The organism is Micromonospora krabiensis, assembly GCF_900091425.1.
GTDB lineage: Bacteria > Actinomycetota > Actinomycetes > Mycobacteriales > Micromonosporaceae > Micromonospora > Micromonospora krabiensis.
In genome coordinates, this window is the sequence record NZ_LT598496.1 from 3,001,042 (window position 1) to 3,025,482 (window position 24,441).

25 protein-coding genes are annotated in these 24,441 nt (G+C 74.0%); 12 read left to right on the forward strand and 13 right to left on the reverse strand.

All coding sequences use genetic code 11. The features are described from left to right. The first annotated feature begins 146 nt into the window (after positions 1-146). On the forward strand, positions 147-659 hold the full coding sequence (locus GA0070620_RS13365; RefSeq protein WP_172836581.1) for a LytR C-terminal domain-containing protein: 513 nt from the start codon (positions 147-149) through the stop codon (positions 657-659). 97 nt (positions 660-756) lie between these two features. Here GA0070620_RS13365 and GA0070620_RS13370 read toward each other — a convergent pair whose 3' ends face one another. Beyond that, on the reverse strand, positions 757-1,575 hold the full coding sequence (locus tag GA0070620_RS13370) for an inositol monophosphatase family protein (RefSeq protein ID WP_091590683.1): 819 nt from the start codon (positions 1,573-1,575) through the stop codon (positions 757-759). A 287-nt stretch (positions 1,576-1,862) separates the two neighbouring features. On the opposite strand from GA0070620_RS13370, the gene GA0070620_RS13375 reads away from it, so the two are divergent. Further along, a complete protein-coding gene (locus tag GA0070620_RS13375; protein ID WP_091590685.1) occupies positions 1,863-3,476 on the forward strand; it encodes an RNA polymerase sigma factor in 1,614 nt (537 codons plus the stop codon). A gap of 242 nt (positions 3,477-3,718) precedes the next feature. After that, positions 3,719-3,952, forward strand: a complete 234-nt coding sequence (locus tag GA0070620_RS13380) for a DUF7455 domain-containing protein (protein WP_073835435.1) — start codon at positions 3,719-3,721, stop codon at positions 3,950-3,952. Positions 3,953-4,156: 204 nt separating this feature from the next. On the opposite strand, the gene GA0070620_RS13385 is transcribed toward GA0070620_RS13380, so the two are convergent. From GA0070620_RS13385 to GA0070620_RS13395, 3 genes are all read right to left on the reverse strand, one after another. Further along, entirely contained in the window at positions 4,157-5,890 is a 1,734-nt protein-coding gene (locus GA0070620_RS13385; protein WP_091590687.1) for a DEAD/DEAH box helicase, read from the reverse strand. 259 nt (positions 5,891-6,149) lie between these two features. Further along, on the reverse strand, positions 6,150-6,806 hold the full coding sequence (locus GA0070620_RS13390) for a trimeric intracellular cation channel family protein (RefSeq protein WP_091590690.1): 657 nt from the start codon (positions 6,804-6,806) through the stop codon (positions 6,150-6,152). A gap of 39 nt (positions 6,807-6,845) precedes the next feature. Next, positions 6,846-7,064, reverse strand: a complete 219-nt coding sequence (locus tag GA0070620_RS13395) for a DUF3039 domain-containing protein (protein ID WP_091590693.1) — start codon at positions 7,062-7,064, stop codon at positions 6,846-6,848. A gap of 87 nt (positions 7,065-7,151) precedes the next feature. Between GA0070620_RS13395 and GA0070620_RS13400 the strand changes: the two genes are divergently transcribed. Together GA0070620_RS13400 and GA0070620_RS13405 are read left to right on the forward strand one after the other, a co-directional pair. Then, the gene (locus GA0070620_RS13400; RefSeq protein ID WP_091590695.1) at positions 7,152-8,084 is read left to right on the forward strand and encodes a pseudouridine-5'-phosphate glycosidase; all 933 of its coding nucleotides are present in this window, start codon (positions 7,152-7,154) and stop codon (positions 8,082-8,084) included. Next, positions 8,081-8,980: a carbohydrate kinase family protein gene (locus GA0070620_RS13405; protein WP_091590697.1), complete on the forward strand. Its 900-nt coding sequence runs from the start codon at positions 8,081-8,083 to the stop codon at positions 8,978-8,980. Before GA0070620_RS13400 ends, GA0070620_RS13405 begins: the two co-directional genes overlap by 4 nt. A gap of 149 nt (positions 8,981-9,129) precedes the next feature. Here GA0070620_RS13405 and GA0070620_RS13410 read toward each other — a convergent pair whose 3' ends face one another. Further along, positions 9,130-9,486, reverse strand: coding sequence for a DUF3099 domain-containing protein (locus tag GA0070620_RS13410; RefSeq protein WP_091598698.1), 357 nt, complete (start codon positions 9,484-9,486; stop codon positions 9,130-9,132). Between the two features lie 105 nt (positions 9,487-9,591). Between GA0070620_RS13410 and GA0070620_RS13415 the strand changes: the two genes are divergently transcribed. Both GA0070620_RS13415 and GA0070620_RS13420 read left to right on the forward strand, forming a co-directional pair. Further along, positions 9,592-9,879: a hypothetical protein gene (locus GA0070620_RS13415; protein ID WP_231922366.1), complete on the forward strand. Its 288-nt coding sequence runs from the start codon at positions 9,592-9,594 to the stop codon at positions 9,877-9,879. A gap of 12 nt (positions 9,880-9,891) precedes the next feature. Next, the gene (locus GA0070620_RS13420) at positions 9,892-10,203 is read left to right on the forward strand and encodes a hypothetical protein (protein WP_091590702.1); all 312 of its coding nucleotides are present in this window, start codon (positions 9,892-9,894) and stop codon (positions 10,201-10,203) included. A gap of 73 nt (positions 10,204-10,276) precedes the next feature. Here GA0070620_RS13420 and GA0070620_RS13425 read toward each other — a convergent pair whose 3' ends face one another. Together GA0070620_RS13425 and GA0070620_RS13430 are read right to left on the reverse strand one after the other, a co-directional pair. Beyond that, positions 10,277-10,855, reverse strand: a complete 579-nt coding sequence (locus GA0070620_RS13425; protein ID WP_091590704.1) for an HhH-GPD-type base excision DNA repair protein — start codon at positions 10,853-10,855, stop codon at positions 10,277-10,279. A gap of 67 nt (positions 10,856-10,922) precedes the next feature. Continuing rightward, positions 10,923-12,140, reverse strand: coding sequence for a S8 family peptidase (locus tag GA0070620_RS13430; RefSeq protein WP_091590706.1), 1,218 nt, complete (start codon positions 12,138-12,140; stop codon positions 10,923-10,925). A gap of 190 nt (positions 12,141-12,330) precedes the next feature. Between GA0070620_RS13430 and GA0070620_RS13435 the strand changes: the two genes are divergently transcribed. Both GA0070620_RS13435 and dtd read left to right on the forward strand, forming a co-directional pair. Then, complete coding sequence (locus GA0070620_RS13435) at positions 12,331-13,815, forward strand: DUF7782 domain-containing protein (RefSeq protein ID WP_172836428.1); 1,485 nt, start codon at positions 12,331-12,333, stop codon at positions 13,813-13,815. Next, the gene (dtd, locus tag GA0070620_RS13440; protein WP_091590711.1) at positions 13,815-14,237 is read left to right on the forward strand and encodes a D-aminoacyl-tRNA deacylase; all 423 of its coding nucleotides are present in this window, start codon (positions 13,815-13,817) and stop codon (positions 14,235-14,237) included. The genes GA0070620_RS13435 and dtd overlap by 1 nt, the downstream gene beginning before the upstream one ends. 98 nt (positions 14,238-14,335) lie before the next feature. Here the strand turns inward: dtd and GA0070620_RS13445 are convergent, their stop codons facing one another. Next, entirely contained in the window at positions 14,336-15,124 is a 789-nt protein-coding gene (locus GA0070620_RS13445; RefSeq protein ID WP_091590713.1) for a sporulation protein, read from the reverse strand. A 279-nt stretch (positions 15,125-15,403) separates the two neighbouring features. Here GA0070620_RS13445 and sigB point away from each other — a divergent pair, with 279 nt between their 5' ends. Beyond that, on the forward strand, positions 15,404-16,408 hold the full coding sequence (gene sigB, locus GA0070620_RS13450; RefSeq protein WP_091598701.1) for an RNA polymerase sigma factor SigB: 1,005 nt from the start codon (positions 15,404-15,406) through the stop codon (positions 16,406-16,408). 59 nt (positions 16,409-16,467) lie between these two features. Here sigB and GA0070620_RS13455 read toward each other — a convergent pair whose 3' ends face one another. The 3 genes from GA0070620_RS13455 to GA0070620_RS13465 are packed head-to-tail and all read right to left on the reverse strand — an operon-like array spanning position 16,468 to position 21,129. Beyond that, positions 16,468-19,020: a bifunctional acetate--CoA ligase family protein/GNAT family N-acetyltransferase gene (locus GA0070620_RS13455; protein ID WP_091590716.1), complete on the reverse strand. Its 2,553-nt coding sequence runs from the start codon at positions 19,018-19,020 to the stop codon at positions 16,468-16,470. 22 nt (positions 19,021-19,042) lie between these two features. After that, positions 19,043-20,224, reverse strand: a complete 1,182-nt coding sequence (locus GA0070620_RS13460) for an acetoin utilization protein AcuC (RefSeq protein ID WP_091590718.1) — start codon at positions 20,222-20,224, stop codon at positions 19,043-19,045. A 47-nt stretch (positions 20,225-20,271) separates the two neighbouring features. Continuing rightward, positions 20,272-21,129 carry a sulfurtransferase gene (locus GA0070620_RS13465; protein ID WP_091590721.1) on the reverse strand — a complete coding sequence of 286 codons (858 nt, stop codon included), beginning with the start codon at positions 21,127-21,129 and terminating at the stop codon, positions 20,272-20,274. A 97-nt stretch (positions 21,130-21,226) separates the two neighbouring features. Here GA0070620_RS13465 and GA0070620_RS13470 point away from each other — a divergent pair, with 97 nt between their 5' ends. Continuing rightward, complete coding sequence (locus tag GA0070620_RS13470) at positions 21,227-21,916, forward strand: metal-dependent transcriptional regulator (RefSeq protein ID WP_091590724.1); 690 nt, start codon at positions 21,227-21,229, stop codon at positions 21,914-21,916. 97 nt (positions 21,917-22,013) lie between these two features. On the opposite strand, the gene GA0070620_RS13475 is transcribed toward GA0070620_RS13470, so the two are convergent. Both GA0070620_RS13475 and GA0070620_RS13480 read right to left on the reverse strand, forming a co-directional pair. Beyond that, positions 22,014-22,562, reverse strand: a complete 549-nt coding sequence (locus tag GA0070620_RS13475; protein WP_091590726.1) for a hypothetical protein — start codon at positions 22,560-22,562, stop codon at positions 22,014-22,016. 91 nt (positions 22,563-22,653) lie between these two features. After that, positions 22,654-22,938: a DUF5522 domain-containing protein gene (locus GA0070620_RS13480; RefSeq protein ID WP_091590729.1), complete on the reverse strand. Its 285-nt coding sequence runs from the start codon at positions 22,936-22,938 to the stop codon at positions 22,654-22,656. A gap of 220 nt (positions 22,939-23,158) precedes the next feature. On the opposite strand from GA0070620_RS13480, the gene GA0070620_RS13485 reads away from it, so the two are divergent. Beyond that, positions 23,159-24,436, forward strand: a complete 1,278-nt coding sequence (locus GA0070620_RS13485) for an MFS transporter (RefSeq protein ID WP_091590732.1) — start codon at positions 23,159-23,161, stop codon at positions 24,434-24,436. The last annotated feature ends 5 nt before the right edge of the window (positions 24,437-24,441 follow it).

Here is a 24,441-nt window from a genome sequence, read left to right on the forward strand (position 1 = left end):
CGCGCCGCCATGTCCGGCTGTTTCCACGCGACGGCCGGACAACCGTTAACCTCAGCGGCGTACCCGGCGGCCCCGGGGCGGCGCGTCCGCCGGCGGCCGCCGCCACCCACTGAAGTCCGGGGAGCGCCCAGATGAGTTTTGCGCGAGTGCGGGCACTCGTTGTCGTCGGCCTGCTGGCGGTCACCGCCCTGGTCTTCGTGGTGGTCGCGGTGGTGCGCGACAGCCAGAGCAACGCCGGCACCGCCAAGGGCTGCCCCGACGGTTGGCCGCTCGCCGACATCGCCCTGCGCGACCGGAAAGACGTCAAGATCAATGTCTTGAACGGCACCGACCAGCCCGGCCTCGCCCGTCAGGTCGCCGACGAGTTCCGCAACCGGCAGTTCCAGATCAAGAAGATCACGAACGAGAAGCCGATCGACGACATCGCGGTGCTGCGGTACGGCCCGAAGGGCGTGGGCTCCGCCCACCTGCTGCGGGCCTACTTCCTCGACAACGCCGAGACCAAGTACCAGCCCGAGCGCCAGGACGACAGCGTCGACGTGGTGCTGGGCAACGGCTTCCAGCAGCTCGCCACCACCACCGAGGTGAACCAGTCCCTCGGTGACCTGGGCGCCGCCGAGGCCCCGCCCGGCACCTGCCCGATGCCGGTGAAGAAGTAGCCGTACGGCCGGACGCGACGGCCCGACCGGCGGACGGCCGGTCGGGCCGGGCGGAGCGAGGTGCGGCCGAAGGGGCCGACGGGTCGGGCCCGAAGGGTCACGGGCCGCCGGAGGCGTCGAGGTCGACGAGCCGGTCGTGCAGCGGCCCGAAGAGCGCCGGCGGCGCCGCGACCACCAGGTCCGGTCCGGCCGGCAGGCCGCGCAGCCCGGCCACCCGCAGGCCGGCCTCGGCGGCGACGAGCGCCCCGGCCGCCTGGTCCCAGGCGGCGAGCCCCTTCTCGTAGTAGGCGTCCACCCGCCCCTCGGCGGCAAGACACAGGTCGAGTGCGGCGGCGCCGAGCCGGCGGATGTCGCGCACGTGCGGGATCAGGTGCGCGACCACCCGGGCCTGGTGCGCCCGGCGCCCGGGGTCGTAGCCGAACCCGGTGGCGACCAACGCCTGGCCGAGGTCGGTCTCGGTGGAGCAGCGGAGCCGCGCACCGTCGCGCCAGGCGCCACCGCCGGCGGTCGCGGTCCACTCCTCGCCGGTGGCCACGTTGCGGACGACCCCCGCGACGACCTCGCCGTCCACCTCCGCGGCGAGCGAGACCGCGCAGTACGGCAGCCCGTAGAGGTAGTTGACGGTGCCGTCGATCGGGTCGACGATCCACCGCACGCCGCCCGCGACGGCCGGGGTGTCGCCGGCGCCGTACTCCTCCCCGAGCACCGCGTCGTCCGGCCGGAGCTGGCGCAACGCGTCGAGGACCTGCCGCTCGACGGCCCGGTCGGCGGCGGTCACCACGTCCGTCACGGTGCTCTTGGTGGCGGCCACCGAAACCCCTTCGGCCCGCATCCGGTACGCGGTCGCGGCGGCGTCCCGGGCGACGGTGACCGCGATCTCCAGCAGATCCCGCGGCGCGGGCGCCGTACGGTCCATCGTTCGTCCCCTTCCCACGCGACCGGGCCGTTGCGGACCGCGCGCGGGTATCATCCTTACAAAGTCCACATCTGCGCCGAATTGGCGGTCCCCGCACCCTGTACGCCGTGCGGCGCGGGTCGATCGCCGCAGACGGCGTTACAATTCACCCCTGCCCACGCGCCACGGACGACCGACGACCGGCCGACCGGGACACGGGGGTTCCTCAAACACATCGCCCGGCACGGTAACCCCTGCTGCGCCGGACGAGCCGGCCGTGCTCGCACTTCGCCTCCGGAAGGTCATTCGTGACAGAACCCCGCCAGACCGGCGCCGACGTTCGCTCGCTCACCGACACCCTGATCGCCCACGCGCAGAGCGCCGGCGGTCAGCTCACGTCGGCCCAGCTCGCGCGCACCGTCGAGTCCGCCGAGGTGACTCCGGCCCAGGCCAAGAAGATCCTCCGGGCGCTCTCCGAGGCGGGCGTGACCGTGGTCGTTGACGGCTCGGCCAGCACCCGCCGCCGCGTCGCCGCCGCCCGCTCCGCCACCCCGGCGTCACGGGCCACCACCGCCAAGACCACCAAGAAGGCCGCCCCGCCGGCCCCGAAGCAGGCGCCCGCCTCCGACGAGGCGCCGGCGCCGGCCCCGCGGAAGGCCACCACCGCGCGCAAGGCCGCCGGCACCACCGCCGAGGTGGCCAAGGCGGCGGCGCCGGCCAAGGCAACGAAGTCGACCCGGGCCACCAAGGCGACCGTCGCGGCGGCCGGCAAGCCGGCCAAGGCCGGGGTGGCGACCAAGGGCAAGGGCGAGGAGGCCGACGGGGACATCGACCCGGAGGAGCTCGCCGCCGAGATCGAGGACGTGGTGGTCGAGGAGCCGGCCGAGCTGACCCAGGCCGCCGAGACCGACGCGGCGGCCTCCGCCACCGACAACGACTTCGAGTGGGACGACGAGGAGTCCGAGGCGCTCAAGCAGGCTCGGCGCGACGCCGAGCTGACCGCGTCCGCCGACTCGGTCCGGGCCTACCTCAAGCAGATCGGCAAGGTTCCGCTGCTCAACGCGGAGCAGGAGGTGGAGCTGGCCAAGCGGATCGAGGCCGGGCTCTACGCCGCCGAGCGGCTGCGCGCCGCCGAGGAGGGCGAGGAGAAGCTCACCCGCGAGATGCAGCGCGACCTGATGTGGATCTCGCGCGACGGTGAGCGGGCCAAGAACCACCTGCTCGAGGCGAACCTCCGACTGGTCGTCTCGCTGGCCAAGCGCTACACCGGCCGCGGGATGGCGTTCCTCGACCTGATCCAGGAGGGCAACCTCGGCCTCATCCGGGCCGTCGAGAAGTTCGACTACACCAAGGGCTACAAGTTCTCCACCTACGCCACCTGGTGGATCCGCCAGGCCATCACCCGCGCCATGGCCGACCAGGCCCGCACCATCCGCATCCCGGTGCACATGGTCGAGGTGATCAACAAGCTCGGCCGGATCCAGCGCGAGCTGCTCCAGGACCTGGGCCGCGAGCCCACCCCGGAGGAGCTGGCCAAGGAGATGGACATCACACCGGAGAAGGTGCTGGAGATCCAGCAGTACGCCCGGGAGCCCATCTCGCTCGACCAGACCATCGGCGACGAGGGTGACAGCCAACTCGGCGACTTCATCGAGGACTCGGAGGCCGTCGTCGCGGTCGACGCGGTCTCGTTCTCCCTGCTGCAGGACCAGCTCCAGCAGGTGCTGCAGACGCTCTCCGAGCGTGAGGCGGGTGTGGTACGCCTGCGTTTCGGCCTGACGGACGGCCAGCCGCGCACGCTGGACGAGATCGGCCAGGTCTACGGGGTGACCCGGGAACGCATCCGGCAGATCGAGTCGAAGACCATGTCCAAGTTGCGCCACCCGTCGCGGTCGCAGGTCCTCCGGGACTACCTGGACTGACCCCGTAACGTCAACCCGGCGTGTCGCTTTGGTCACCTGGCGTGTAACGCCGGATGGTGATCGGCTGGTTGCACGATTGTGATCGTTGACGTGGCACCCTGGGAGCACGGCACACTGTCCCTGCCATGTGTGACCTCGGTCCCCCGCGGGCACACAGGGAAGGCCAGGCGCTACAAGGATGTTGCACGATAGGTGAGCAACCGAAGAGAGTGTTCATCGGTGACGACCAGAGGAGGAAGGCGATGACCCCGACCCTCACGCCGCCGCCCGAGACGGTGAGCCCCCCGGCCGCCGATGAACGGTGCGACCGCTGCAATGCTGCCGGCAAGCTCCGGATCACTCTGGCGGGTGGGAGCGAGTTGGTGTTCTGTGGGCACCACGCGAACAAGTACGCGGAGGATCTCGTGAAGATCACCGTGCGGTACGCGACGGACCCCGAGTTCAGCTGGCGTGGCGCCGATCTGATGGCGAACTGAATCCAGTAACCCGACATAAGCCGGCCGGAGGCACTGAGGTGCCTCCGGCCGGCTTTTTCACACCCGGACCCACCCCGCCCGTCCCACCGGCCCCCGCCCACCCGCTCGGCCCGGTGATCAAGAGGTTCGCGTCACGCGGGACGCGATTTCTGACGCAAACCTCTTGATCACCGCAGACGGAACGCGGGGGTGGGGGGTCGGGGGTTAGAGGGTTTGGACGGTGGCTATGCGTTCCTCTAGTTGCTCGATCGTCGCCTGGGCGCTGGGCGGGCCGCCGCAGAGGCGGCGCAGCTCGGCGTGGATCTTGCCGTGGGGTTGGCCGGTGCGGTGGTGCCGGGCCGCCACGAGCGCGTTGAGCTGACGCCGGAGGGCCACCCGTCGCTGGGCCGCACTCATCGGTGCCGGCGGGGCCTCCGGGGCCGCAGCGGCCGGCTCAGCGCTCCGCGCGGCCGCCCTGCGTCGCTGCGCGGCCAACTGGTCCGCCTGCCGCTTCGTGAGCAGCAGCGCAACCTGGTCGGCGGTGAGCAGGCCGGGCAGGCCCAGGTACTCCTCCTCCTCGGGGGTGCCGGCCTGGGCCGCGGTGCCGAACGACGCGCCGTCGAAGATCACCTGGTCCAGCTCGGCCGTGGCGGAGAGCGCCGCGAACCGCTTCTCCAGCTCCCCGCTGGCCTGGTCGTCGCGCTGGGCCCGCTCCAGCAGGCCGTCGTCGAAGCCGTCGTCGTCCTTCGGCTTGCCCAGCACGTGGTCGCGCTCGGCCTCCATCTCGCTGGCGAGCCCGAGCAGGTGCGGCACGCTCGGCAGGAAGACCGACGCGGTCTCCCCCGGACGACGGGCCCGCACGAACCGGCCGATCGCCTGCGCGAAGTAGAGCGGGGTGCTGGCGCTGGTGGCGTAGACCCCCACGGCGAGGCGCGGGATGTCCACCCCCTCGGAGACCATCCGCACCGCCACGAGCCACCGCTGGTCGGACGCCGAGAACGTGGCGATCCGCGCGGAGGCGCCGGCGTCGTCGGACAGGACGACCGCCGCCTTCTCACCGGTCAACCGCTCGATCAGCTTCGCGTACGCGCGCGCGGTCTGCTGGTCGGTGGCGATCACCAGCCCACCGGCGTCGCTCATGCCGGCCTCCCGCAGCACGGTGAGCCGGGCGTCGGCGGCCCGCAGCACCTGGGGCATCCAGTCCCCGGCCGGGTCGAGCGCGGTGCGCCAGGCCTGGGCGATCAGGTCCTGCGTCATCGGCTCGCCCAGGCGGGCCGCCAACTCGTCCCCGGCGTTGGTCCGCCACCGGGTCTCTCCGGAGTACGCGAGGAACAGCACCGGTCGCACCACGCCGTCGCGGAGCGCGTCGGAGTAGCCGTAGACCGAGTCGGCGCGGGAGCGCAGCAGCCCGTCACCGCCCCGCTCGTAGGTGACGAACGGGATCGGGTTGTCGTCGGAGCGGAACGGCGTGCCGGTGAGCATCAGCCGGCGTACGGCGGGCTCGAAGGCCGCCTTCACCCCGTCGCCCCAGGAGCGGGAGTCACCGGCGTGGTGGATCTCGTCGAGGATGACCAGGGTGCGCCGGGTCATGGTGCGCCGGCGGTGCACCTGCGGCGCCATGCCCACCTGGGCGTACGTGACGACGGCGCCGTGGAAGTCGGCGGACGAGTGCAGGTCGGCGTTGCGGAACGCGGCGTCCAGCTGGATGCCGACCCGGGCGGCCGACTCGGCCCACTGGTTCTTCAGGTGCTCGGTCGGGGCGACCACGGTGACCGCCTCGACCGTGCCGTCGGCCAACAGCTCCGCCGCGATGCGCAGGGCGAAGGTCGTCTTGCCCGCGCCCGGCGTGGCGACCGCCGTGAAGTCCTCTGTGCGCCGGCGCAGGTACTCCACGAGCGCCTTGCGCTGCCAGGCGCGGAGTGCCGGAAACGTCTCGATCGCCGGCAACCGGGCTGCCACGCGAGGCTCCTCTCCGACCGCACGAAGGCGGACCCCGGCCGAGGGCCACGGGTGCCGCCGCCCATGAAAACGCCTCCGCGCCGAAGATGCCGCGAAGGCCGACTCAGCATAACCAGCGGGCGGCGCCCGGCCCAGGCGACGCCACGCTGGTCACATCGCCCGCTGCCGTGCCGTCGGTCACCCCCGCCGCGCCGGTCCGGCTGTCACCGTCGGCCCCGCCGCGCCCACCAGGGGCGGGATCACCGCCGATGCCGGTGCGTCACCACTCCGGGTCGGGTCCCGGTCCCCGGGTGCGGGGCGAACGTAGCGGCGCCACCGGCGCGCCCCAGCGCCGCCGCAGCGCCACCAGCCGGAGTGCGAAGATCAGCACGGCCGCCGTGACCAGCGGGACCGGTCCGGCGTAGCCGAGGCCGTGCAGCCCCGCCACCACGATCGAGCCGGCGAGCGCGGCGACCGCGTAGATCTCGCGGCGCAGCACCACGGGGATCTCACCGGTCAGCAGGTCCCGGCCCAGCCCACCGCCGATCGCGGTGAGCATGCCGATGACGCAGGCCCCCACCGCCGGAACCTGGGCGTCGAGGGCCTTGAGCGTGCCGGTGACCGTGAAGAGCCCGAGGCCGGCCGCGTCCAGCACCAGCACGGTGGTGCGCAGCCGGGCCAACTGGGGATGCAGCCAGAACACGGCGACGGCGGTGACCGCGGCGGCCGTCGCGTAGCGCCAGTCGGCGAAGGCCAGCGGCGGCACCTCGTCGATGACGAGATCGCGGAAGATCCCGCCACCCAGGGCGGCCACGAAACCGACGAAGACCACGCCGAACAGGTCGAGCCGTTTCGCCACCGCCGCGGAGGCACCGGACGCGGCGAAGACCGCGACGCCGACGAGATCGGCCGTGAGCAGGGCGGTGGAGGTGGTCACCGCCGAAGGTTACGCGGGCGGCCGGGACGGCTGCCCCGTTCAGTCGCCCCAGGAGTCGTAGATCTCCTTGCACTTGGGGCAGACCGGCGAGCCCGGCTTGGCGGCCTTGGTGACCGGGAAGGTCTCCCCGCAGAGCGCGACGACGAACGTGCCCATGACGGCGCTCTCGGCGATCTTGTCCTTGCGGACGTAGTGGAACATCTCGGGGCCGGTGTCGGCGTCCTTCAGCTCCGGACGCTCGAGGACCTGTGTGCTCACGTGTGCACCTCCAACCGACAAGTTTGGCAGGTCACCGCAGTCCGGTCCACTTCACCCCGGCGCCTCACTGGCCGTACGGTGATCACTGTGACCAATTTTCACATCCGTTACGGCGCGGAGGTGGCCGACGCCCTGCGCGCCGGACGCCCCGTCGTCGCCCTGGAGAGCACGATCGTCTCGCACGGCCTCCCCCGCCCGGAGAACCTGCGGGTGGCCCGGCAGATCGAGTCGGCCGTCCGGGACGCCGGCGCGGTGCCGGCCACCATCGGCATGGTCGGCGGCGAACTGGTGGTGGGCCTCGACGACGCGCAGCTGACCCGCCTCGCCACCGTCGACGGTGTGGCGAAGCTCTCCGTACGCGACGTGGCGGTTGCCGCCGCGACCGGCGCGGACGGCGCCACCACGGTGGCGGCGACCAGCGCGGTCGCCGCGGCGGCGGGGATCGCCGTGTTCGCCACCGGCGGGCTGGGCGGGGTGCACCGGGAGGCGGCGCACACGTTCGACGAGTCGGCGGACCTGGTCACGCTCGCCCGGACGCCGATCGCGGTGGTCTGCGCCGGGGTCAAGTCGATCCTCGACGTGGGCGCGACGCTGGAGCGGCTGGAGACGCTGGGTGTGGGGGTGGTCGGCTACCGCACCCGACGCTTCCCCGGCTTCTACCTCACCGACGGCGGCTTCGACCTGGACTGGTCGGTCGACTCGCCCGAGCAGGTCGCCGACGTGCTCGCGGCGCGGACCCAGCACGGCCTGCCCGAGGGCGGACTGATCGTGGCCAACCCGCTCCCCGTCGACGAACAGCTCGACCCGACGCTGCACGACCGTACGCTCACCGAGGGCCTGGCGCTGCTGGAGCGCGACGGGATCACCGGCAAGGCCGTCACGCCGTACCTGCTCGCCCACTTCCACTCCGCCACCGAGGGCGCGAGCCTGGCGGTGAACGTACGGATCATCCTGCGCAACGCGGACCTCGCCGCCCGGATCGCGGTGGCCGCCGCCGGTCGCGCCGACACCCGGGCATGACCCGGTCGTCCCGCATCCTCGTCGTCGGCGACGTGATCACCGACGTGGTCGCGGTGCTGTCCGGCCCGCTCGCGACCGGCACGGACACCGCCGCCGAGATCCGGTTCAGCGGTGGTGGACAGGCGGCCAACACCGCCGCGTGGATCGCCGCCCAGGGGGTGCCGGTGACGCTGGTCGGGGCGGTCGGTGACGACCCGGCGGGGCGCGACCGGCTGGCGGAGCTGGAGCGCAGCGGCGTCGACTGCGCGGTCGACGTCGTCGAGGACGCCATCACCGGCACGGTCATCGTGCTCGCCACCGACGGCGAGCGGACGATGGTCAGCCAACGTGGCGCCAACCTGCGGCTGACCGCGGCGCACGTCGACCGGGCCGTCGCGGCGGCTCCCGACGCGGGGCACCTGCACCTGTCCGCGTACACCCTGCTCGACGCCGGGTCGCGCGGGGCCGGGCTGCGCGCGCTGGCCGCCGCCCGCGAGCGCGGGCTCACCACCAGCGTCGACGCGGCGTCCGCCGGGCCGCTGCGGCGGGTGGGTTCGGCGGCGTTCCTGGCCTGGGTACGCGACGTCGACCTGCTGCTGGTCAACGCGGACGAGGCGGGCGTGCTGGCCGGCGGGCTGGACCCGGCCGCGCAGGCGCGGGCGCTGTCGGCGACGGCCCGCCGGGTCGTCGTCAAGCGCGGGGCGGCCGGCGCGGTCTGGGCCGACCGGGCCGCGACGGTGAGCGCGGCGCCGACCCGTCGGGTGGCGGTGGTGGACGTCACCGGCGCGGGCGACGCGTTCGCGGCCGGCCTGCTGACCGCCTGGCTGGCCGGCGCCGAACCGCGCGCGGCCCTCAACCGGGCCGGCGACCTGGGCGCCCTGGCCGTAGCCCAGCTAGGCGCCCGCCCCACCCCCTAACCGCCCCCGCCCCTCCTCCCACGCTCCCCGCGCTCCCCGCCCGCGATCTTGCAGTTTGTGCCCCCGGCGTGCCCGTTGTGAGGCGGTTCGCCGGGGCGGCAAGTGCAAGATCGCGGGAGGGAGGAGCGCGGGGCGCGCGGGGCGGGGGGTTAGGGTTCGGCGTCGATGATTTTGTGGGGGCGCTCTTCGGCCGTCAGGCTCATCGGCGGGGCCTCGTCGCGGTGCCGGTGGTGGAACCGGTTGGCCAGCCGGTGCTCCTCCTTCGGCGGCCGATCGTTGGCCAGCAGCACGGCCAGCCACGGGATGAGCACCATGCCGAGGCCGCACAGCGACAGCCACAGCCAGAGCAGGGGTGCCTGCACGCCGACCAGGATCGCGCCCACGACCAGGCACGCGACCCGGATGCCCATCATGAGCACGTAGCGTCGCTGTCGAGTGGTGAGCTGGTCATCCTGGCTGCGTGGGGCGTCGGTGATCAGAATCGGCTCGTACGCCTGACGCTTCACCACGGACCTCCTCGAGGGATTACGCCCCATCCTGTCACTTCCCCACCGTGATCAGCGAGATTCGACCCAGGGGCGGCCGTGTTACGGACGTGGTACGCTGCCGCCGTGGGCAGCAGGTTCAGCTTCACCGACGAAGCCTTGGCCAACCTGAAGGTCTACGACGTCACACCGGGGGAAGTCTGGGAGGCGCTGCACAGCGCCCGGCGGATCATCCGTCACCTGGGCGACGACGTGATGGTGGTCTACGCCGCCGCCCGGCGGGGCCGCCGGTTGGCCGTGCTGCTCGCCGAGGCGGACGGCACCGACAACGACTGGGACATCCTCTCCGCCCGCGAGCTGAGTGACGCCGAGTCCAAGCGCTACGACGAGGCCGTGCGGAGATTTCGCCGATGAGGAGGCGGGACGATGCACCGTAACGACGCGACCAAGCAGTTCCACAGCGGCGACGACCGGCTCGCGGAGCTGATCGACGAGAGCCAGCCGGTGGAGCTGCCCACCCCCGACACCGACGTGCCGATGGTGAGCCGCTCGGTCCGGCTGCCGCTGGAGACGTACGAGCGGGTCCGGGCGGCGGCCGACGCCCGCGGCATCGGTGTGACCACCCTCATGCGGCAGTGGATCGAAGCGGGCCTGGCCGACCTGGACGACTCGGCGACGGTGTCGCTGGCCGACGTGCGGCGGGCGCTCGCCTCACTAGCCCACCCGACCGCCGCCTGACCTCTCGCGGCGGCCGGCACGGGCGCGAGGGCGCCACGCGCCGCCGTACGTGGCGCGGCGGGCGGCCCCGCGGTCAGCTCGCCGTCTTCGTCTTCGCCGCCGCCTTCATCTGCTGCTTGTACTCCCGCACGCGGCGCAGCGACTCCGCGTCGGTCACGTCCGCCACCGACCGGTACGCCTCGGCGTCGCCGTAGCCGCCGGCAGCCTCACGCCAGCCCTCCGGCCGCACGTCGAAGCGCTTGCCGAGCAGGGCGAGGAAGATCTGCGCCTTCTGCGCGCCGAAGCCGGGCAGCTCGGCGATGCGGCGCCGCAGCTCGGTGCCGTCGGTCACGCCGGCCCACAGCCCGGCCGCGTCGCCGTCGTAGCGGTCGACGAGCACCCGGCACACCTCCTGCACCCGGGCCGCCATCGCCTTCGGGAACCGGTGCAGCGCGGGCGGCTGGGCGAAGAGGGCGACCAGCTTCTCCGGGTCGTACTCCGCCAACTCCCGGGCGTCGAGGTCGTGGCCGAGCCGCTGCGTCAGCACGTACGGGGAGGAGAACGCCTTCTCCATGGGCACCTGCTGGTCGAGGACCATCCCGAGGAGACGGGCCAGCGCGTCCCGGTTGAGGAGCTCGTTGGCCGCCGGGTCGATCGGAAGAGTCAGCGCCATGCCGTCATGCTGCCAGACCGGGCTGGGCCCGGCGGCACGGCAGGCCGTACCGCCGGGCCGGCCCCGGTCAGTTGACCACGAACAGCAGCCGGTTGGGCGATCCGGAACCCGGGTTGGTCACCCGGCCGGTGGTCGCGTTGCTGGTCAGGGAGCTGGCGACCTGCGCCGGGGTGAGGCTCGGGTTGGCCGACAGCACGAGGGCCGCGGCGCCGGCGACGTGCGGCGAGGCCATCGAGGTGCCGCTCAGCGTGCTGGTCGCGGTGTCGCTGGTCCGGTATGCCGAGAGGATGCTCGACCCGGGCGCGAAGAGGTCGACGCAGGAGCCGTAGTTGGAGAACGACGACCGGGCGTCGGTGCTGGTGGTGGAGCCGACGGTGATCGCCGAGGCGGTCCGCGCCGGGGAGTAGTTGCAGGCGTTGGCGCTGGAGTTGCCGGCCGCCACGGCGTACGTGACGCCCGAGCTGATCGAGTTGGCCACCGCGTTGTCGATGGCGGTGCTGGCGCCGCCGCCGAGGCTCATGTTGGCCACCGCCGGCTTCACCGCGTTGGCGGTGACCCAGTTCACGCCGTTGACGACGCTGGTGGTGCTGCCGCTGCCGGAGCAGTTGAGCACCTTGACGGCGACCAGCCGCACCGCCTTGGCCACCCCGTACGTCGAGCCGCCGACCGTCCCGGCGACGTGCGTGCCGTGGCCGTTGCAGTCGGTGTTGTTGCTGTCCACCGTGTTCGTGCCCCAGGTGGCCCGGCCGCCGAACTGGGTGTGCGTGGTGCGGATGCCGGTGTCGATGATGTACGCCCGCACGTTGGAGGCGGTGTTCGGGTAGGTGAAGCTGGCGCTCAGCGGCAGCGCCCGCTGGTCGATGCGGTCCAGACCCCACGGCGGGTTGGTCTGCGTGGCCGAGACGGTGATCACCTGGTCCTGCTCCACGTACGCCACGGCCGGGTCGGCGGCGAGGCGACTGGCCTGGGCGGGCGTCATCCGGGCACTGAACCCGGTCAGCGCGGCGCTGTACACGTCGGCGACGCTGCCGCCGTACCGCTTGGCGAGGGCGCTGGCCCGCTGCGGCACGGCGGTACGGGCCGCCGAGGTGCCCGCGGCCCCCACCGTGTCGCCGCGCAGGACGACGAGGTAGCTCCCGCTGATCGCGTTCGGCGCGCCGGCACCCCGGACCTCTCCGGTGGGCGCCGCCGTGGCGGGGGTGGTGGCCGCGGCGACGGCGGCCACGCCGGCGGCGACGGCGAGCGCCCCGAGCAGGCGCCGCCGCGGAACGGACCGTGCTGGCATCGTGTGCCTCCCTACGGGCGCGCCGGCCCGGCCGTCCGGCCGCACGGGTCGCACCCTCGACGTATGGTGGCCCGAATGGTAGCCGCCGCATCGATGCTCATGAAAGAGATGTCTTTCAATAGATCCTGTTGCCGGTATGGATGTTCCGGGTGGGCCCGCCCGCCCGGGAGGCAGCAGGCAGGATGGCGACGTGGCTGAACACGACATGCTGCTCTCCCCCGCCGGAGTCGAGGCGCTGCGGACGGCGCTGACCCGGGCCCGGTTCACCTCCAACGGCATCGCCGACCGGCTCGGTCCGCAGGCGACCGGCGGGGTCGCCCGCAACGACTACCGGGCCGCGCTGCGCGCCACCGAGGAGCGCGACCCGCTGGGCACCCTGATCCGGGTGTTCATCTGCGACCAGACCGAGGCGGAGGAGACGGTGGCCGCCGCGCTGGCCCCGCTCGACCTCGCCGAGGCGCTCGCCGGCGGGCTGGTCGAGCGGCACGGCGACGGGCTGCGCGCCGGCGTGGACCTGGAGCCGTACGGCGACGACTGGTGGGTGCTTGCCGACGTGCCGGCCAGCGCGCGACCGGGCCGGCCGCTGCACGCGGAGCACGTGCTCGGCATCGGCGGCGCCACCCAGACCCTCATCGGGGCCACCGTCCGGCGACCCGTCGACACGGCGCTCGACCTGGGCACCGGCTCCGGTGTGCAGGCCCTGCACCTGGCCACCCACGCCCGGTCGGTCACCGCCACCGACGTCTCCGCGCGGGCGCTGCGCTTCGCCGCCACGACCGCCGCCCTCAACGGGCAGAGCTGGGAGCTGCTCCGCGGCGACATGGTCGCACCCGTGGCCGGACGCCGGTTCGACCTCGTGGTGAGCAACCCGCCGTTCGTGGTCGGCCCGGGCACCACCACACACGTCTACCGGGACTCCGGCCGGGTGGGCGACGCGATCGGCTCCGAGCTGGCCGCCGCCGCGCCCGACCTGCTCACCGAGGGCGGCACCATGCAGTACCTCGCCAACTGGGTGCACGTCGCGGGCGAGGAGTGGGACGAGCGGGTGACGGGCTGGTTCGCCGGCACCGGCCTGGACGCCTGGGTGATCCAGCGCGAGGTGGCCGACCCGATGGCGTACGTGAACCTCTGGCTCACCGACGTCGGCGAGAGCGCCGACCCGCAGCGGATGGCCGCCTGGCTGGACTGGTTCGACGCGCACAAGGTGGAGGCGATCGGCTTCGGCATCGTGTCGCTGCGCCGTGGCGGCCACGCCGACCCGGTGGTCCGGGTGGAGGACCTGCGGCAGCGGGTGGAGCCGCCGCTGGGCGACCAGGTCGGCGCCTGGTTCGACCGGCAGGACTTCCTTCGCGTACGCGACACCGCCGGGCTGCTCGCCGAGCGCTACCGGGCCGCCGACGGGCTGCAACTGCGCCAGGAGGCGACCATGGGCGAGGACGGCTGGGCGGTGGACCGGCAGGTGCTGGCCGCGCCGCGCGGGCTGCGCTGGACCGAGGAGATCGACCCGCTGGTGCTGGCACTGGTCGGCGGAGCCGACGGCCGGCTGCCGCTGGGCGACCAGCTCGCCCTGCTCGCGGCGGCCCACGACGTGGCCGTCGACGAGCTGGCCGAGGCCGCCGGCCCGATCGTCGCGCACCTGGTGGAGCGGGGCTTCATCGAGCCGGTGGCCGACTGATGCGGGCGGTGGTGCAGACGGTCGGCCGGGCCAGCGTGACCGTCGACGGCGAGGTGGTCGGCGCGATCGACGACGGGCTTCTGGTGCTGCTCGGGGTGACCCACACGGACACGGTGGAGACCGCCCGGACGATGGCCCGCAAGGTTCACGAGCTGCGCATCCTGGACGACGAACGCTCCGCGGCCGACACCGGCGCGCCGGTGCTGGTGGTGAGCCAGTTCACGCTCTACGGCGACGCCCGCAAGGGCCGCCGGCCGAGCTGGACGGCGGCCGCCCCGGCCGAGGTCGCCGAGCCCCTGGTCACCGAGGTTGTGGAGGCGCTGCGCACCCGGGGAGCCAAGGTGGAGACGGGCCGCTTCCGCACCCACATGCTGGTGGAGAGCCTGAACGTGGGCCCCCGCACCATCCTCCTGGACCTGTAACGCCCCGCCCCCTCTCGACCGTGTTGATCAAGAGGTCTGCGTCAGGATTCAGCGCCGATGTGACGCGAACCTCTTGATCACCGGGTCGGCACAGCGGGTCAGAAGAACAGGCCTCGGCGTTGGACGGACTGGCGCAGCCAGCCGTCGAGCTGCGCCGCCCAGTCGGTGCGGTCCAGCGTGGCGTAGTCGACGGTGAACCGGCCGAACGCGTCCCGGCCCTCGCTGAGCAGGCCACCCCGCTTGTCCAGCTCCAGCACCACCTGCATCTGCCGCGCGTCGGCGACGAAGGTGACCTCCAGCTGGTTGATCGCGCGGGCGTACTGCGGCGCCGGGTAGAACTCGATCTCCTGGTAGAACGGCAGCGTCTGGTGGACGCCGTAGATGTGGCCCCGCTCGACGTCGGCCCTGCTGAACCGGAAACCCAGCCGCAGCAGGGCCTCCAGCAGCCGCTCCTGCGCGGGCAGCGGATGCACCGACACCGCGTCCAGGTCGCTCTTGTCGACCGCGCGGGCCACCTCCAGCTCCGTACGCAGACCCATGGTCATGCCGTGCAGGTGCTGCCCGTACAGCTCGGTGACCGGGGTCTCCCACGGCACGTCGAAGCGGAACGGGATGTCGTGGCGCTGCCCCGGCTCCAGCCGGAACGCGCCGGTGACGGCCTGCCGGTGGAACTCCTGGTTGGTGTTGTACTCGTTGTCGCCGCTCTCCACCTCGACCCGGGTGACCAGGCCGAGCGCCACGTACTCCACGTCGACCTGGTGGTCGCCGCCCGCCACCTGGATCCGCCCCTCCAGAACCCCGCCCGGGCGGCAGTTCGGGTTGGCCAGCACGGTTTCCACCGACGGGCCACCCACGCCCATCGCCTGCATGAGCCGCTTGAAGACCACAACACCCTCCGTAGCCTGGTCCGGGCCGATCCCGTCGGCCGGTCGCTGGCACCGTAACCGGACGTCGCAAGGCCACCGGGTCGACACACCAGCCCGCCGGACGCCGACCGGGAGACGGCGCCCGCCCGGGAACGGCACCGCCGACCGGACGGGATTGCTGTCGGTTCCCCGATCGCCTCACTCCCGTTTTACGCCCCGCCCGCCAAGCTGTGTGTCACCGGCGGCACTGGGCCGGGAACCGCACGACGCACACGGGGAGAGACGACGATGGCGCTGCAGATGACGGAGCACCGGACGCGCCCGGCAGCGGGCACCCAGCACGACCCGGCCGACGAGGCCCTGACCGACCTGGACGCCACCGACGAGCGCGGCATCTCCACGGACCTGGTCCGGGCGTACCTGAACGGGATCGGCCGCACGAAGCTGCTGACCGCGGCCCAGGAGGTCGACCTGGCCCGGCGGATCGAGGCCGGGCTGTTCGCCGAGGAGAAGCTGGCGACCTGCACCCCCGTCTCCCCCGAGCTGAAGGCGGACCTGGAGCTGATCGTCGCCGAGGGGCGGGCCGCCAAGGATCACCTGCTCGAGGCGAACCTGCGGTTGGTGGTGAGCATCGCGAAGCGCTACACCGGACGCGGGATGGCGTTCCTCGACCTGATCCAGGAGGGCAACCTCGGCCTCATCCGCGCGGTCGAGAAGTTCGACTACGCCAAGGGCTACAAGTTCTCCACCTACGCCACCTGGTGGATCCGCCAGGCCATCACCCGGGCCATGGCCGACCAGGCCCGCACCATCCGCATCCCGGTGCACATGGTCGAGCAGGTCAACCGGATGGTCCGGGCCCGCCGCGAACTGTCGGTGTCGCTGGGCCGCGAGCCCACCGTCGCCGAGGTCGCCCGGGCGCTCGACATCCCCGAGTTCCAGGTGATCGAGCTGATCTCGTACGACCGCGAGCCGGTCAGCCTCGACCAGGCGGTCGGCGAGGACGGCGAGAGCGCGCTCGGCGACTTCGTCGCCGCGGTGGACCCGCGCGACGAGCCGGGCGACGCCGCGGCGCAGGGTGAGCTGCGCAACGAGGTCCGGATCGTGCTGGCCACCCTCTCCCAGCGCGAGCAGGCGGTGATCCGGCTCCGGTTCGGGCTGGACGACGGCCGGCAGCGCACCCTGGACGAGGTCGGCCGCGAGTTCGGCCTCTCCCGGGAGCGGATCCGGCAGATCGAGAAGGTGACGCTGCTGAAGCTCCGCGCTCCCGAGCGGGCGCAGCGCCTGGAGGCGTACGCCTGCTGACGCGGGACACGCATGTGGGGCCTCGGCGGTTCGCCGGGGCCCCACGCCTGTTCCGGGACTCAGAGGCGGCGAGGGCCGGTGTCCGGGCGGTCCAGGGCGGAGCCGACACGGACGGCGGCGTGCAGCACCGACAGGCCGGCGGGGCGTACGAGCACCGGGTTCAGGGTCAGCGCGCGCACCCGGGGCTGCTCGTCGGCGAGCCGGCCGACCCGCAGCAGCAGGTCGGTCAGGGCGGCACGGTCGACCGGCGCCGCGCCCCGGTGACCGCGCAGCAGGGGCGCGGCCCGCGGCTCGTCCACCAGCTCGGCGGCGTCCCGGTCGGTCAGCGGCACCGCCCGCCACGCCCGGTCGCCGAGCAGCTCGGTGGCCACCCCGCCCAGGCCGAAACCGACCACCGGGCCGAACGCCGGATCCTCGACCAGCTCGACCACACAGGCCACGCCGGGCGGAACCATCGGCTGGACCAGCACGTCGGCGCCGAAGACGGCCGACATCTCGGCGTACGCGCGCCGGACCGTCGCCGTGTCGGGCAGGTCGAGCCGGACCGCACCCAGGTCGAGCCGGTGCCGCAGCCCCGGTGCCGCCGCCTTCAGGGCCACCGGGAAACCGAGCCCCGCCACCGCGTCGGCCGCCTCGTCCGCCGAGTGCGCCGGCACCGACGCCACCAGGTCGATCCCGTACGCGGCGAGCAGGGCGGCGACCTCCGCTCCCCCGTCCCGGCGCAGCGCGGCCTGGCCGGCGGCACGGTCGATCCCGGACAGCTCCGGCAACGTGCCGGGCGGACGGCGCAGCCAGTCGGCGTACCGGTGCACCCGGCCCAGGGCCCGGATCGCCTCCTCCACACCCCCGTACGTCGGCATCCCGGCCGGCGCCCGCCCGGCCAGGACCGTCGTCACGGCCGGCTTGCCGCCGCCGAGCGCGGCCGGCAGCGCGACGGTGAGGTCGGCGTCGGCCGGCTGCCCGGGCAGCGGCGGGGCGACCAGCACCGCGAGCGCGTCCACCCGCTCGTCGGCGGCCGCGCCGGCCAGCACGGCGGCGAACTCCGTCGCGCCGGCGTTCGGGCCGAGGTCGCGCGGGTAGCCGTCGGCGAGCGTGAGGCCCTGCGCCGCGCAGGCGGTGGCGGCTAGCCCGGTCAGCGCGGACGAGTTGCCCACCACGGCGACCCGCGGACCGGCCGGCAGCGGCTGATTGGCCAGCAGCACCCCGACGTCCAGCAGCTCGGCGACCGTGTCGACGCGGATCACCCCGGACTGGGCGAAGAGCGCGGCCACCGCCATCTCGTCCGGGCCGGCCGAGGGCCCGACGCCGGCGGGCCGGGCCGGTGAGGCGAGCGCCACCACCGGCTTGGCCCGCCCGATCCGCCGCACGAGCCGGGCGAACTTGCGCGGGTTGCCGAACGTCTCCAGGTACAACATGATCACGTCGGTGCCGGGGTCGTCCTGCCAGTACTGGAGCAGGTCGTTGCCGGACACGTCGGCCCGGTTACCGGCCGACACGAAGCTGGACAGGCCGAGACCACGCCGGTCCGCCTCGGCCAGCAGCGCCACCCCGAACGCCCCGGACTGGCTGAAGATGCCGACCCGCCCGGTCGGGGGCAGCGCCGGGGCGAGGGTCGCGTTGAGGCGTACCGCCGGGTCGGTGTTCGCCACGCCCAGGCAGTTCGGGCCGACCACCCGCATGCCCGCGGCGTGCGCGGCCCGGACCAGGGCCCGCTGCGCGGCGGCACCCTCCGCGCCGGACTCGGCGAAGCCGGCCGAGATCACCACGAGGCCGTGCACGCCGGCGGCGGCCGCGTCGGCGACCACCGCCGGCGCCGCGCCCGGCGGCACCGCCACCACCGCCAGGTCGACGGGCACACCGGCGTCGGCCGCCGACGGATACGCGGGCAGCCCGGCGACGGTCGCCGCGCCGGGGTGCACCGGCACGACCGCACCGGCGAAGCCGCCGCCCCGCAGGTGCCCGAGCACCGCCGCGCCCACCCCCTGACCGGTGGCGCTCGCGCCGTAGACCGCGACGCCGCGCGGCGCGAGCAGCCGGGCGATCGACCGGGCCTCGGTGCGGTGTTCCCGGCCGCGCTGCACCTCGAGGGTCGCCTCGGTGGGCGCGATCGGGAAGGTCAGGTGCACCACGCCGTCGGCGAACTGGCGCTGCACCTGGTAGCCGAAGTCGGAGAAGACCCGCAGCATCGCCCCGTTGGCCGGGAGCACCTCCGCCACGAAGTGGACGATGCCGACCCGGCGGGCCGCGTCGGCCAGGTGCTCCAGCAGCACCGAACCGATGCCCCGCCCCTGGTAGGCGTCCTCCACCACGAACGCGACCTCGGCCTCGGGGGCCTCCGGGCCGAGCCGCTCGTACCGGCCGACGGCGACGATCCCGCCGCCGGCCAGCACCACGAACGCCTCCCGGTCCCGGTGGTCGACGGTCACGAAGCGCTGGAGGTCCCGGTCGGGGATCCGGGGGTACGGCGAGAAGTAGCGCAGGTATCGGGTGCGCTCGGAGAAGCGTGAGTGCATCGCCACGATCCCCGGGGCGTCCGCCGGACGGATCTGTCGCAGCTGGACGGTCGTGCCGTCGCTGAGCAGCACGTCCACCGGTTGGTCCACGGTCGTCACCGGCCGGCCCTCCCCGGCCGGTTCAGTCGCGCGGGTCGTGCGGGTCGAGCCCGAGCAGGGGGAACACCGTCTTGCGGGTGGCCGCGATGGCCCGCTCCACGGCGCTCGGCTCCCCGGTCGGCTGCCACGGCTCGTACGACGGGTCGACGTCGTCGGTCATCCGCAGCGGCACGTCCCGGCCCGGGCGGCGCACGGCGGCCAACTCCCGCCAGGCGGGCGGCGTCAGCGTCGCCGGGTCGATCGGCTCACCGGTGGCGACGGCCAGCAGGTGCGTCCACGCCCGGGGCACCGCCTCGACCAGCGCGTAGCCACCGCCGCCGGTGGCGACCCAGCGGCCCTCGCAGAGCTCGTCGGCGAGCGCCCGCAGCGCCAGGTAGGTGGCGCGCTGACCGTCGACCGAGAGGTGCAGGTCGGCGAGCGGGTCGAGCCGGTGCGCGTCCGCGCCGCACTGGGTGACCAGCACCTGCGGCCGGAACGCGCGCAGCACGGACGGCACGATCGCGTGGAACGCGCGCTGCCAGCCGGCGTCGTCGGTGCCCGGCGGCAGTGCCACATTGACGGCGCTGCCCTCGGCGCCGGGCCCACCGGTCTCGTCGGGGAAGCCGGTGCCCGGGAACAGGGCGAGCGGCGTCTCGTGCACGCTGACCGTCAGCACCCGCGGGTCGTTCCAGAACACCTGCTGCACGCCGTCGCCGTGGTGGACGTCGACGTCCACGTACGCGATCCGCTCGGCGCCGAGGTCGAGCAGGCGGGCGATGGCCACGGCGGGGTCGTTGTAGACGCAGAACCCGGCGGCGCGGGCCGGCATGGCGTGGTGCAGCCCGCCGGCCACGTTGACCGCCCGTCGGGCGTCGCCCCGCCAGACCGCCTCGGCGGCGGCCACGGTCGCGCCGACGATCAGCGCGCTGGCCTCGTGCATGCCGGGGAACACCGGGTTGTCCGAGGTGCCCAGCCCGAAGCCGGCGAAGAGCGGATCACCGGGCGCGGCGCGGACGGCGTCGAGGTAGCGCGGGTCGTGCACCCGAGTGAGCAGCGCGTCGTCGGCCGGCTCCGGTTTGACCAGGCGCACGCCGGGCCGGTCCAGGACACCGAGCTCGCGGGCGAGCGCGAAGGTCAGCTCCACCCGGACCGGATCGAGCGGATGGTCACCCATGTCATAGGCGAGCAGCGACTCGTCCCACACCACGACCGTCTCGTCGGACATGCGCCCATCGTCGCACGTGGACCGGGACGCGGCAGCGCAGGCGCTGGTCAGGCCCCGGGTGTCGCCCCGGTGGCCACCGGTCGAGCGGGGTCGGCGACCCAGTTGCTCCACGACCCGACGTAGAGCGCCGCGTCCGGTCGGCCCGCGAGGTGCAGGGCCAGCACCGCCTGCGCGGCCGTCACGCCGGACCCGCAGTACGCGCCGACCGGCGCGTCCTCGGCCACCCCGGCGGCGGTGAACCGCTCGCGCAGCGCCGCCGCGGCGGGGAAGCGGCCGTCGGTCACGTACTCGGGGGCGGGCAGGTTGACCGCGCCGGGGACGTGCCCGGCCACCGGGTCGACGGGCTCGGTCTCGCCCCGGTAGCGGGGTGCCGCGCGGACGTCCAGGAGCACCCCGGTCTCCGCCGCCGCCAGGCGGGCCGCCTCCCCGGCGTCCAGCACCGGCAGCGCGCCCGGCCGGACCGTCACGTCGCCCGGCTCCGGCTCGGGCACGTCGGTGGTCACCGGCAGGCCCGCCGCCGCCCAGGCCGGGTAGCCGCCGTGCAGCAGGCGGACCGCCCGGTGCCCGGCCCAACGCAGCGTCCACCAGGCGCGGGCGGCGGCCATGCCGTCGCCACCGTCGTACACGACGACGGGGTGACCGGCGCGGACGCCGGCGGCGCGCAGCGCGGCCTCCAGCGCGGCCGGCTCGGGCAGCGGGTGCCGGCCGGCGGCGCCGGGCGCCCCGCAGAGGGCGGTGTCCAGGTCGACGAAGACCGCGCCGGGCAGGTGACCCACGGCATAGTCGTCCCGGCCGGGCGGCCCGACCAGGCGCCAGCGGACGTCGAGCAGCGTGGGCGGGGTGGCGGTGTCGAGCTCGGCGGCGAGCCGGTGGGGCTCGACGAGCAGCTCCTCGGGACCGGACATGCCGTCCAGTCAACACCATTCGGTGAACAGCACCGCGGTTCGGCTTCGGTCGTTACGCCTGGAGCGCGGTAGCATCGATCACCGGAGGGCCGCTGACGTGAAACATGATCTTGTCGACACGACGGAGATGTACCTGCGCACCATCCTCGAGCTCGAGGAGGAGGGGGTGCCGCCGCTGCGTGCCCGGATCGCCGAGCGGCTGAAGCAGAGCGGCCCGACGGTGAGCCAGACGGTCGCGCGGATGGAGCGCGACGGGCTGCTCACGGTCGAGGGTGACCGGCACCTCACGCTGACCGCCGACGGCCGGGCCGCCGCCGTCTCCGTGATGCGTAAGCACCGGCTCGCCGAGCTGCTGCTGGTGAACGTGATCGGCATGCCCTACGAGGAGGCCCACGACGAGGCCTGCCGGTGGGAGCACGTGATGAGCGACGCCGTCGAGAAGCGGGTCTACGACCTGCTCAACCGGCCGACCCGTTCGCCGTACGGCAACCCGATCCCGGGTCTCGAGGAGCTGGGCTCGCCGGCGACGGAGAGCGCCGCGGTCGTCGTCGAGGGTGAGCGCAACCTGGCGTTCCCCGGCCTCTCCGGCCCGGTCGTGGTCCGCCGGATCTGCGAGAGCGTGCAGACCAACGCCGACGTGCTGCGCCAACTGCACGCCGCGGGCGTCGACCCGGGCGCGACGGTGACCGTCGCCCAGGAGCGCGACGGCGTGTCGATCGACCGGTCCGGTGACCGGGTGCGGCTGCCCCGCGAGGTCGCCTCCCGGGTCTTCGTCGCCGCCGGCTGACCCGGCGGGCACCCCGACGAGGGCGCCACAACGACAGGACGGCCGGCGCCACGATGACGCCGGCCGTTTCGCGTACCCGCCGACCCGGTTCTCGGGCTCAGAGCGCGCGGGTGTTGACCTTCTTGCCGAGCGCCGCCAACTCCCCGGCCACCTTGTCCACGGCCGCCTTCGCGGTGCCGCGCGGGCTGGTCCACTCCAAAGTGACCAGCCGGCCCTCCGCGGAGAGCCACCCCACCTCGGCGACCGGGCCGTGCCCGGCAGCGGCGGCGGTGGTCCGCCGATACGCCTGCTGCCCCAGACCGGACACCTTGCTCGCCGAGTCGGGCACCACGTCGGCGGCGAACGTCGTCTTGTCCACCGACGCCTTCGTGACGGCCAGGGTCAACTCCGGCAGGACCGCGTCCCCGGCCCGCACCACGCAGGTGTGCGTGTCCCCCCGCTGGCTCGCCGCCGCCACGTCGAACCGGACCTTCAGGTGCTCCTCGATCACCGCGAAGTCCAACAGCCGGCAGGCGCCGCCCGAGGAGGCGGCGGCCACATCGGCCGCGATCGGCGCCGGCGGTGGCACGGCCACCGGTTCCCGCTCCGCCGCGCATCCGGACACCGCCATCACGGCCAGCCCGGCGACCACGATCTGCCCGCGCACGCGCCCACCCTCCGCTTGTCGACGGCGGGGCGCCGCCCGCCGGAGATCCGTCGGACACCGTACGGGTAGGGCCGCCCCCGGCGAAAGCCCCTCAGCCGTCGCTTCGCCCCGCCGTCAGGTCGGCGCCACCGGGCGGATCATCGACGTACGGGCAGTGCCGGCAGCCGCGACCGCAGCAGGTGCCGCGCCGGGCGAGGAAACCGGCACTGAGGACGAACAGACCGGTCGCCGGGTCGAGGTAGCCGGCCTCCCCCGCGGCCAGGGCGGCGGTGTGCGCGGCGAGGACCCGCTCCCGGTCCGGATGGTCGTACGGCAGCCGCGACGGGTGCGGCTCGGTGAGCGGCCGGCCCGCCAGTGGTCGTCGCTCCCCGGTCACCGGCGCAGTCTAGGAACCCCCGTCACGGCTGTGTGGAACCGGGCCGGTGCGGTGGTGAGCGTGTCACCGTCGAGGCCGGCCGGGGACCCGCCGGGATAAATGCCGCGCCCGGCCGCCGACGCCGCCGGTAGGGTCCCCGGGCCGGCTCGGCGACCGCCCCGCCCGGCGATTCCCCGTCGCCGGCCGCCACCAGGTCCGGCCCGCACAGACAGGCACGCACGTGAGCCAGCACGTCGCCGCTCCCCCGGCAGGCACCGCCGTCGCACCGCCGTCGCTGCTACGGAGCCGGAGCTTTCTGCTGCTGTGGAGCGGCCAGACGGTGAGCGAGCTGGGCACCCGGGTCGCCGGCGTCGCGGTCCCCCTGCTCGCCGCGGACACGCTGCGCGCCAGCGTGTTCCAGGTCTCGCTGCTCACCTTCCTGGCCTGGCTGCCGTACCTGCTGGTGTCGCTTCCGGCCGGCATCATCGCCGACCGGGTGGACCAGCGCCGCCTGATGATCGCGTGTGACCTGGGCCGGGCGGCGCTCATGCTGTCGCTGCCGGTGGCCGCGCTGGCGGGGCAGCTCACCCTCGGCTTCCTGTACGCGGTGGTCGGGCTCTCCGGCGTGCTCACCGTGCTGTTCACCGTGGCGTACAAGAGCATGCTGCCGCGGCTCATCCCCCCGGGACAGCTGGTCGACGGCAACGCCAAGCTCACCATGAGCCAGGACGCCGCCGAGCTGGTCGGCCCGACGGTCAGCGGCCTGCTCATCGGGCTGGTCGGCGCCGCCCGTACGTTCCTGGTCAACGGGCTGGCGTTCCTGCTCAGCGCGGTGACGCTGCTGCTGATCCGGGAGGCGCCACGGGCCGAGCCCGCGCCCCGGGAGCGGGTGCCGCTGCGGGTGGAGATGACCGACGGGCTGCGCTTCATCCGCCGTCAGCCGATCCTGGTCAGCATCCTGGCCTGCACGACGACCTCCAACTTCTTCGTCATGGCGGCCGGTTCGATCGAGGTCACCTTCATGCTGCGCGGGCTGCACGCCTCGTCCGTGCAGGTCGGTCTGGTCTTCTCGGTCAGCGCCGTCGGCGGCCTGGTGGTCGGCGCGCTGGCCGCCCGGCTGTCGGCCTGGATCGGCTCGGCCCGGGTGATCTGGGTGGCGATGACCGTGCCCGGCCCGTTCTACCTGCTGATGCCGCTGGCCCGACCCGGCTGGGGGGTGCTGCTCTACGGCGTCGGCCTGGCCGCCTTCTCCGCCAACGCGGTGCTGTTCAACGTGGCGGCGATGACGTACCGGCAGCGGATCACCCCGCCGGCGATTCTGGGTCGGGTCAACGCCGCGTTCCTCTGGATCTGCTTCGGGGTGATCCCGCTCGGCGCGCTGGTCGGCGGCACCCTCGGTACGACGCTGGGCCTGCGGCCGGCGCTCTGGATCTGCGTGCTCGGCACGTGGAGCGCCTGCCTGTTCCTGCTCTTCTCACCCCTGCGGACCATGAAGGACATGCCCGAGCCGGCGGCGTAGCCCGC

Excerpts from the sequence above, each read along its gene's own strand:
- GA0070620_RS13380 (WP_073835435.1), top strand. The coding sequence starts at position 3,719 with ATGACCCCGACCCTCACGCCGCCGCCCGAGACGGTGAGCCCCCCGGCC.
- GA0070620_RS13425 (WP_091590704.1), bottom strand. The coding sequence starts at position 10,855 with ATGGCGCTGACTCTTCCGATCGACCCGGCGGCCAACGAGCTCCTCAAC.
- GA0070620_RS13405 (WP_091590697.1), top strand. The coding sequence starts at position 8,081 with ATGACCCGGTCGTCCCGCATCCTCGTCGTCGGCGACGTGATCACCGAC.
- GA0070620_RS13370 (WP_091590683.1), bottom strand. The coding sequence starts at position 1,575 with ATGGACCGTACGGCGCCCGCGCCGCGGGATCTGCTGGAGATCGCGGTC.
- GA0070620_RS13430 (WP_091590706.1), bottom strand. The coding sequence starts at position 12,140 with ATGCCAGCACGGTCCGTTCCGCGGCGGCGCCTGCTCGGGGCGCTCGCC.
- GA0070620_RS13465 (WP_091590721.1), bottom strand. The coding sequence starts at position 21,129 with ATGTCCGGTCCCGAGGAGCTGCTCGTCGAGCCCCACCGGCTCGCCGCC.
- dtd (WP_091590711.1), top strand. The coding sequence starts at position 13,815 with ATGCGGGCGGTGGTGCAGACGGTCGGCCGGGCCAGCGTGACCGTCGAC.
- sigB (WP_091598701.1), top strand. The coding sequence starts at position 15,404 with ATGACGGAGCACCGGACGCGCCCGGCAGCGGGCACCCAGCACGACCCG.
- GA0070620_RS13460 (WP_091590718.1), bottom strand. The coding sequence starts at position 20,224 with ATGTCCGACGAGACGGTCGTGGTGTGGGACGAGTCGCTGCTCGCCTAT.
- GA0070620_RS13420 (WP_091590702.1), top strand. The coding sequence starts at position 9,892 with ATGCACCGTAACGACGCGACCAAGCAGTTCCACAGCGGCGACGACCGG.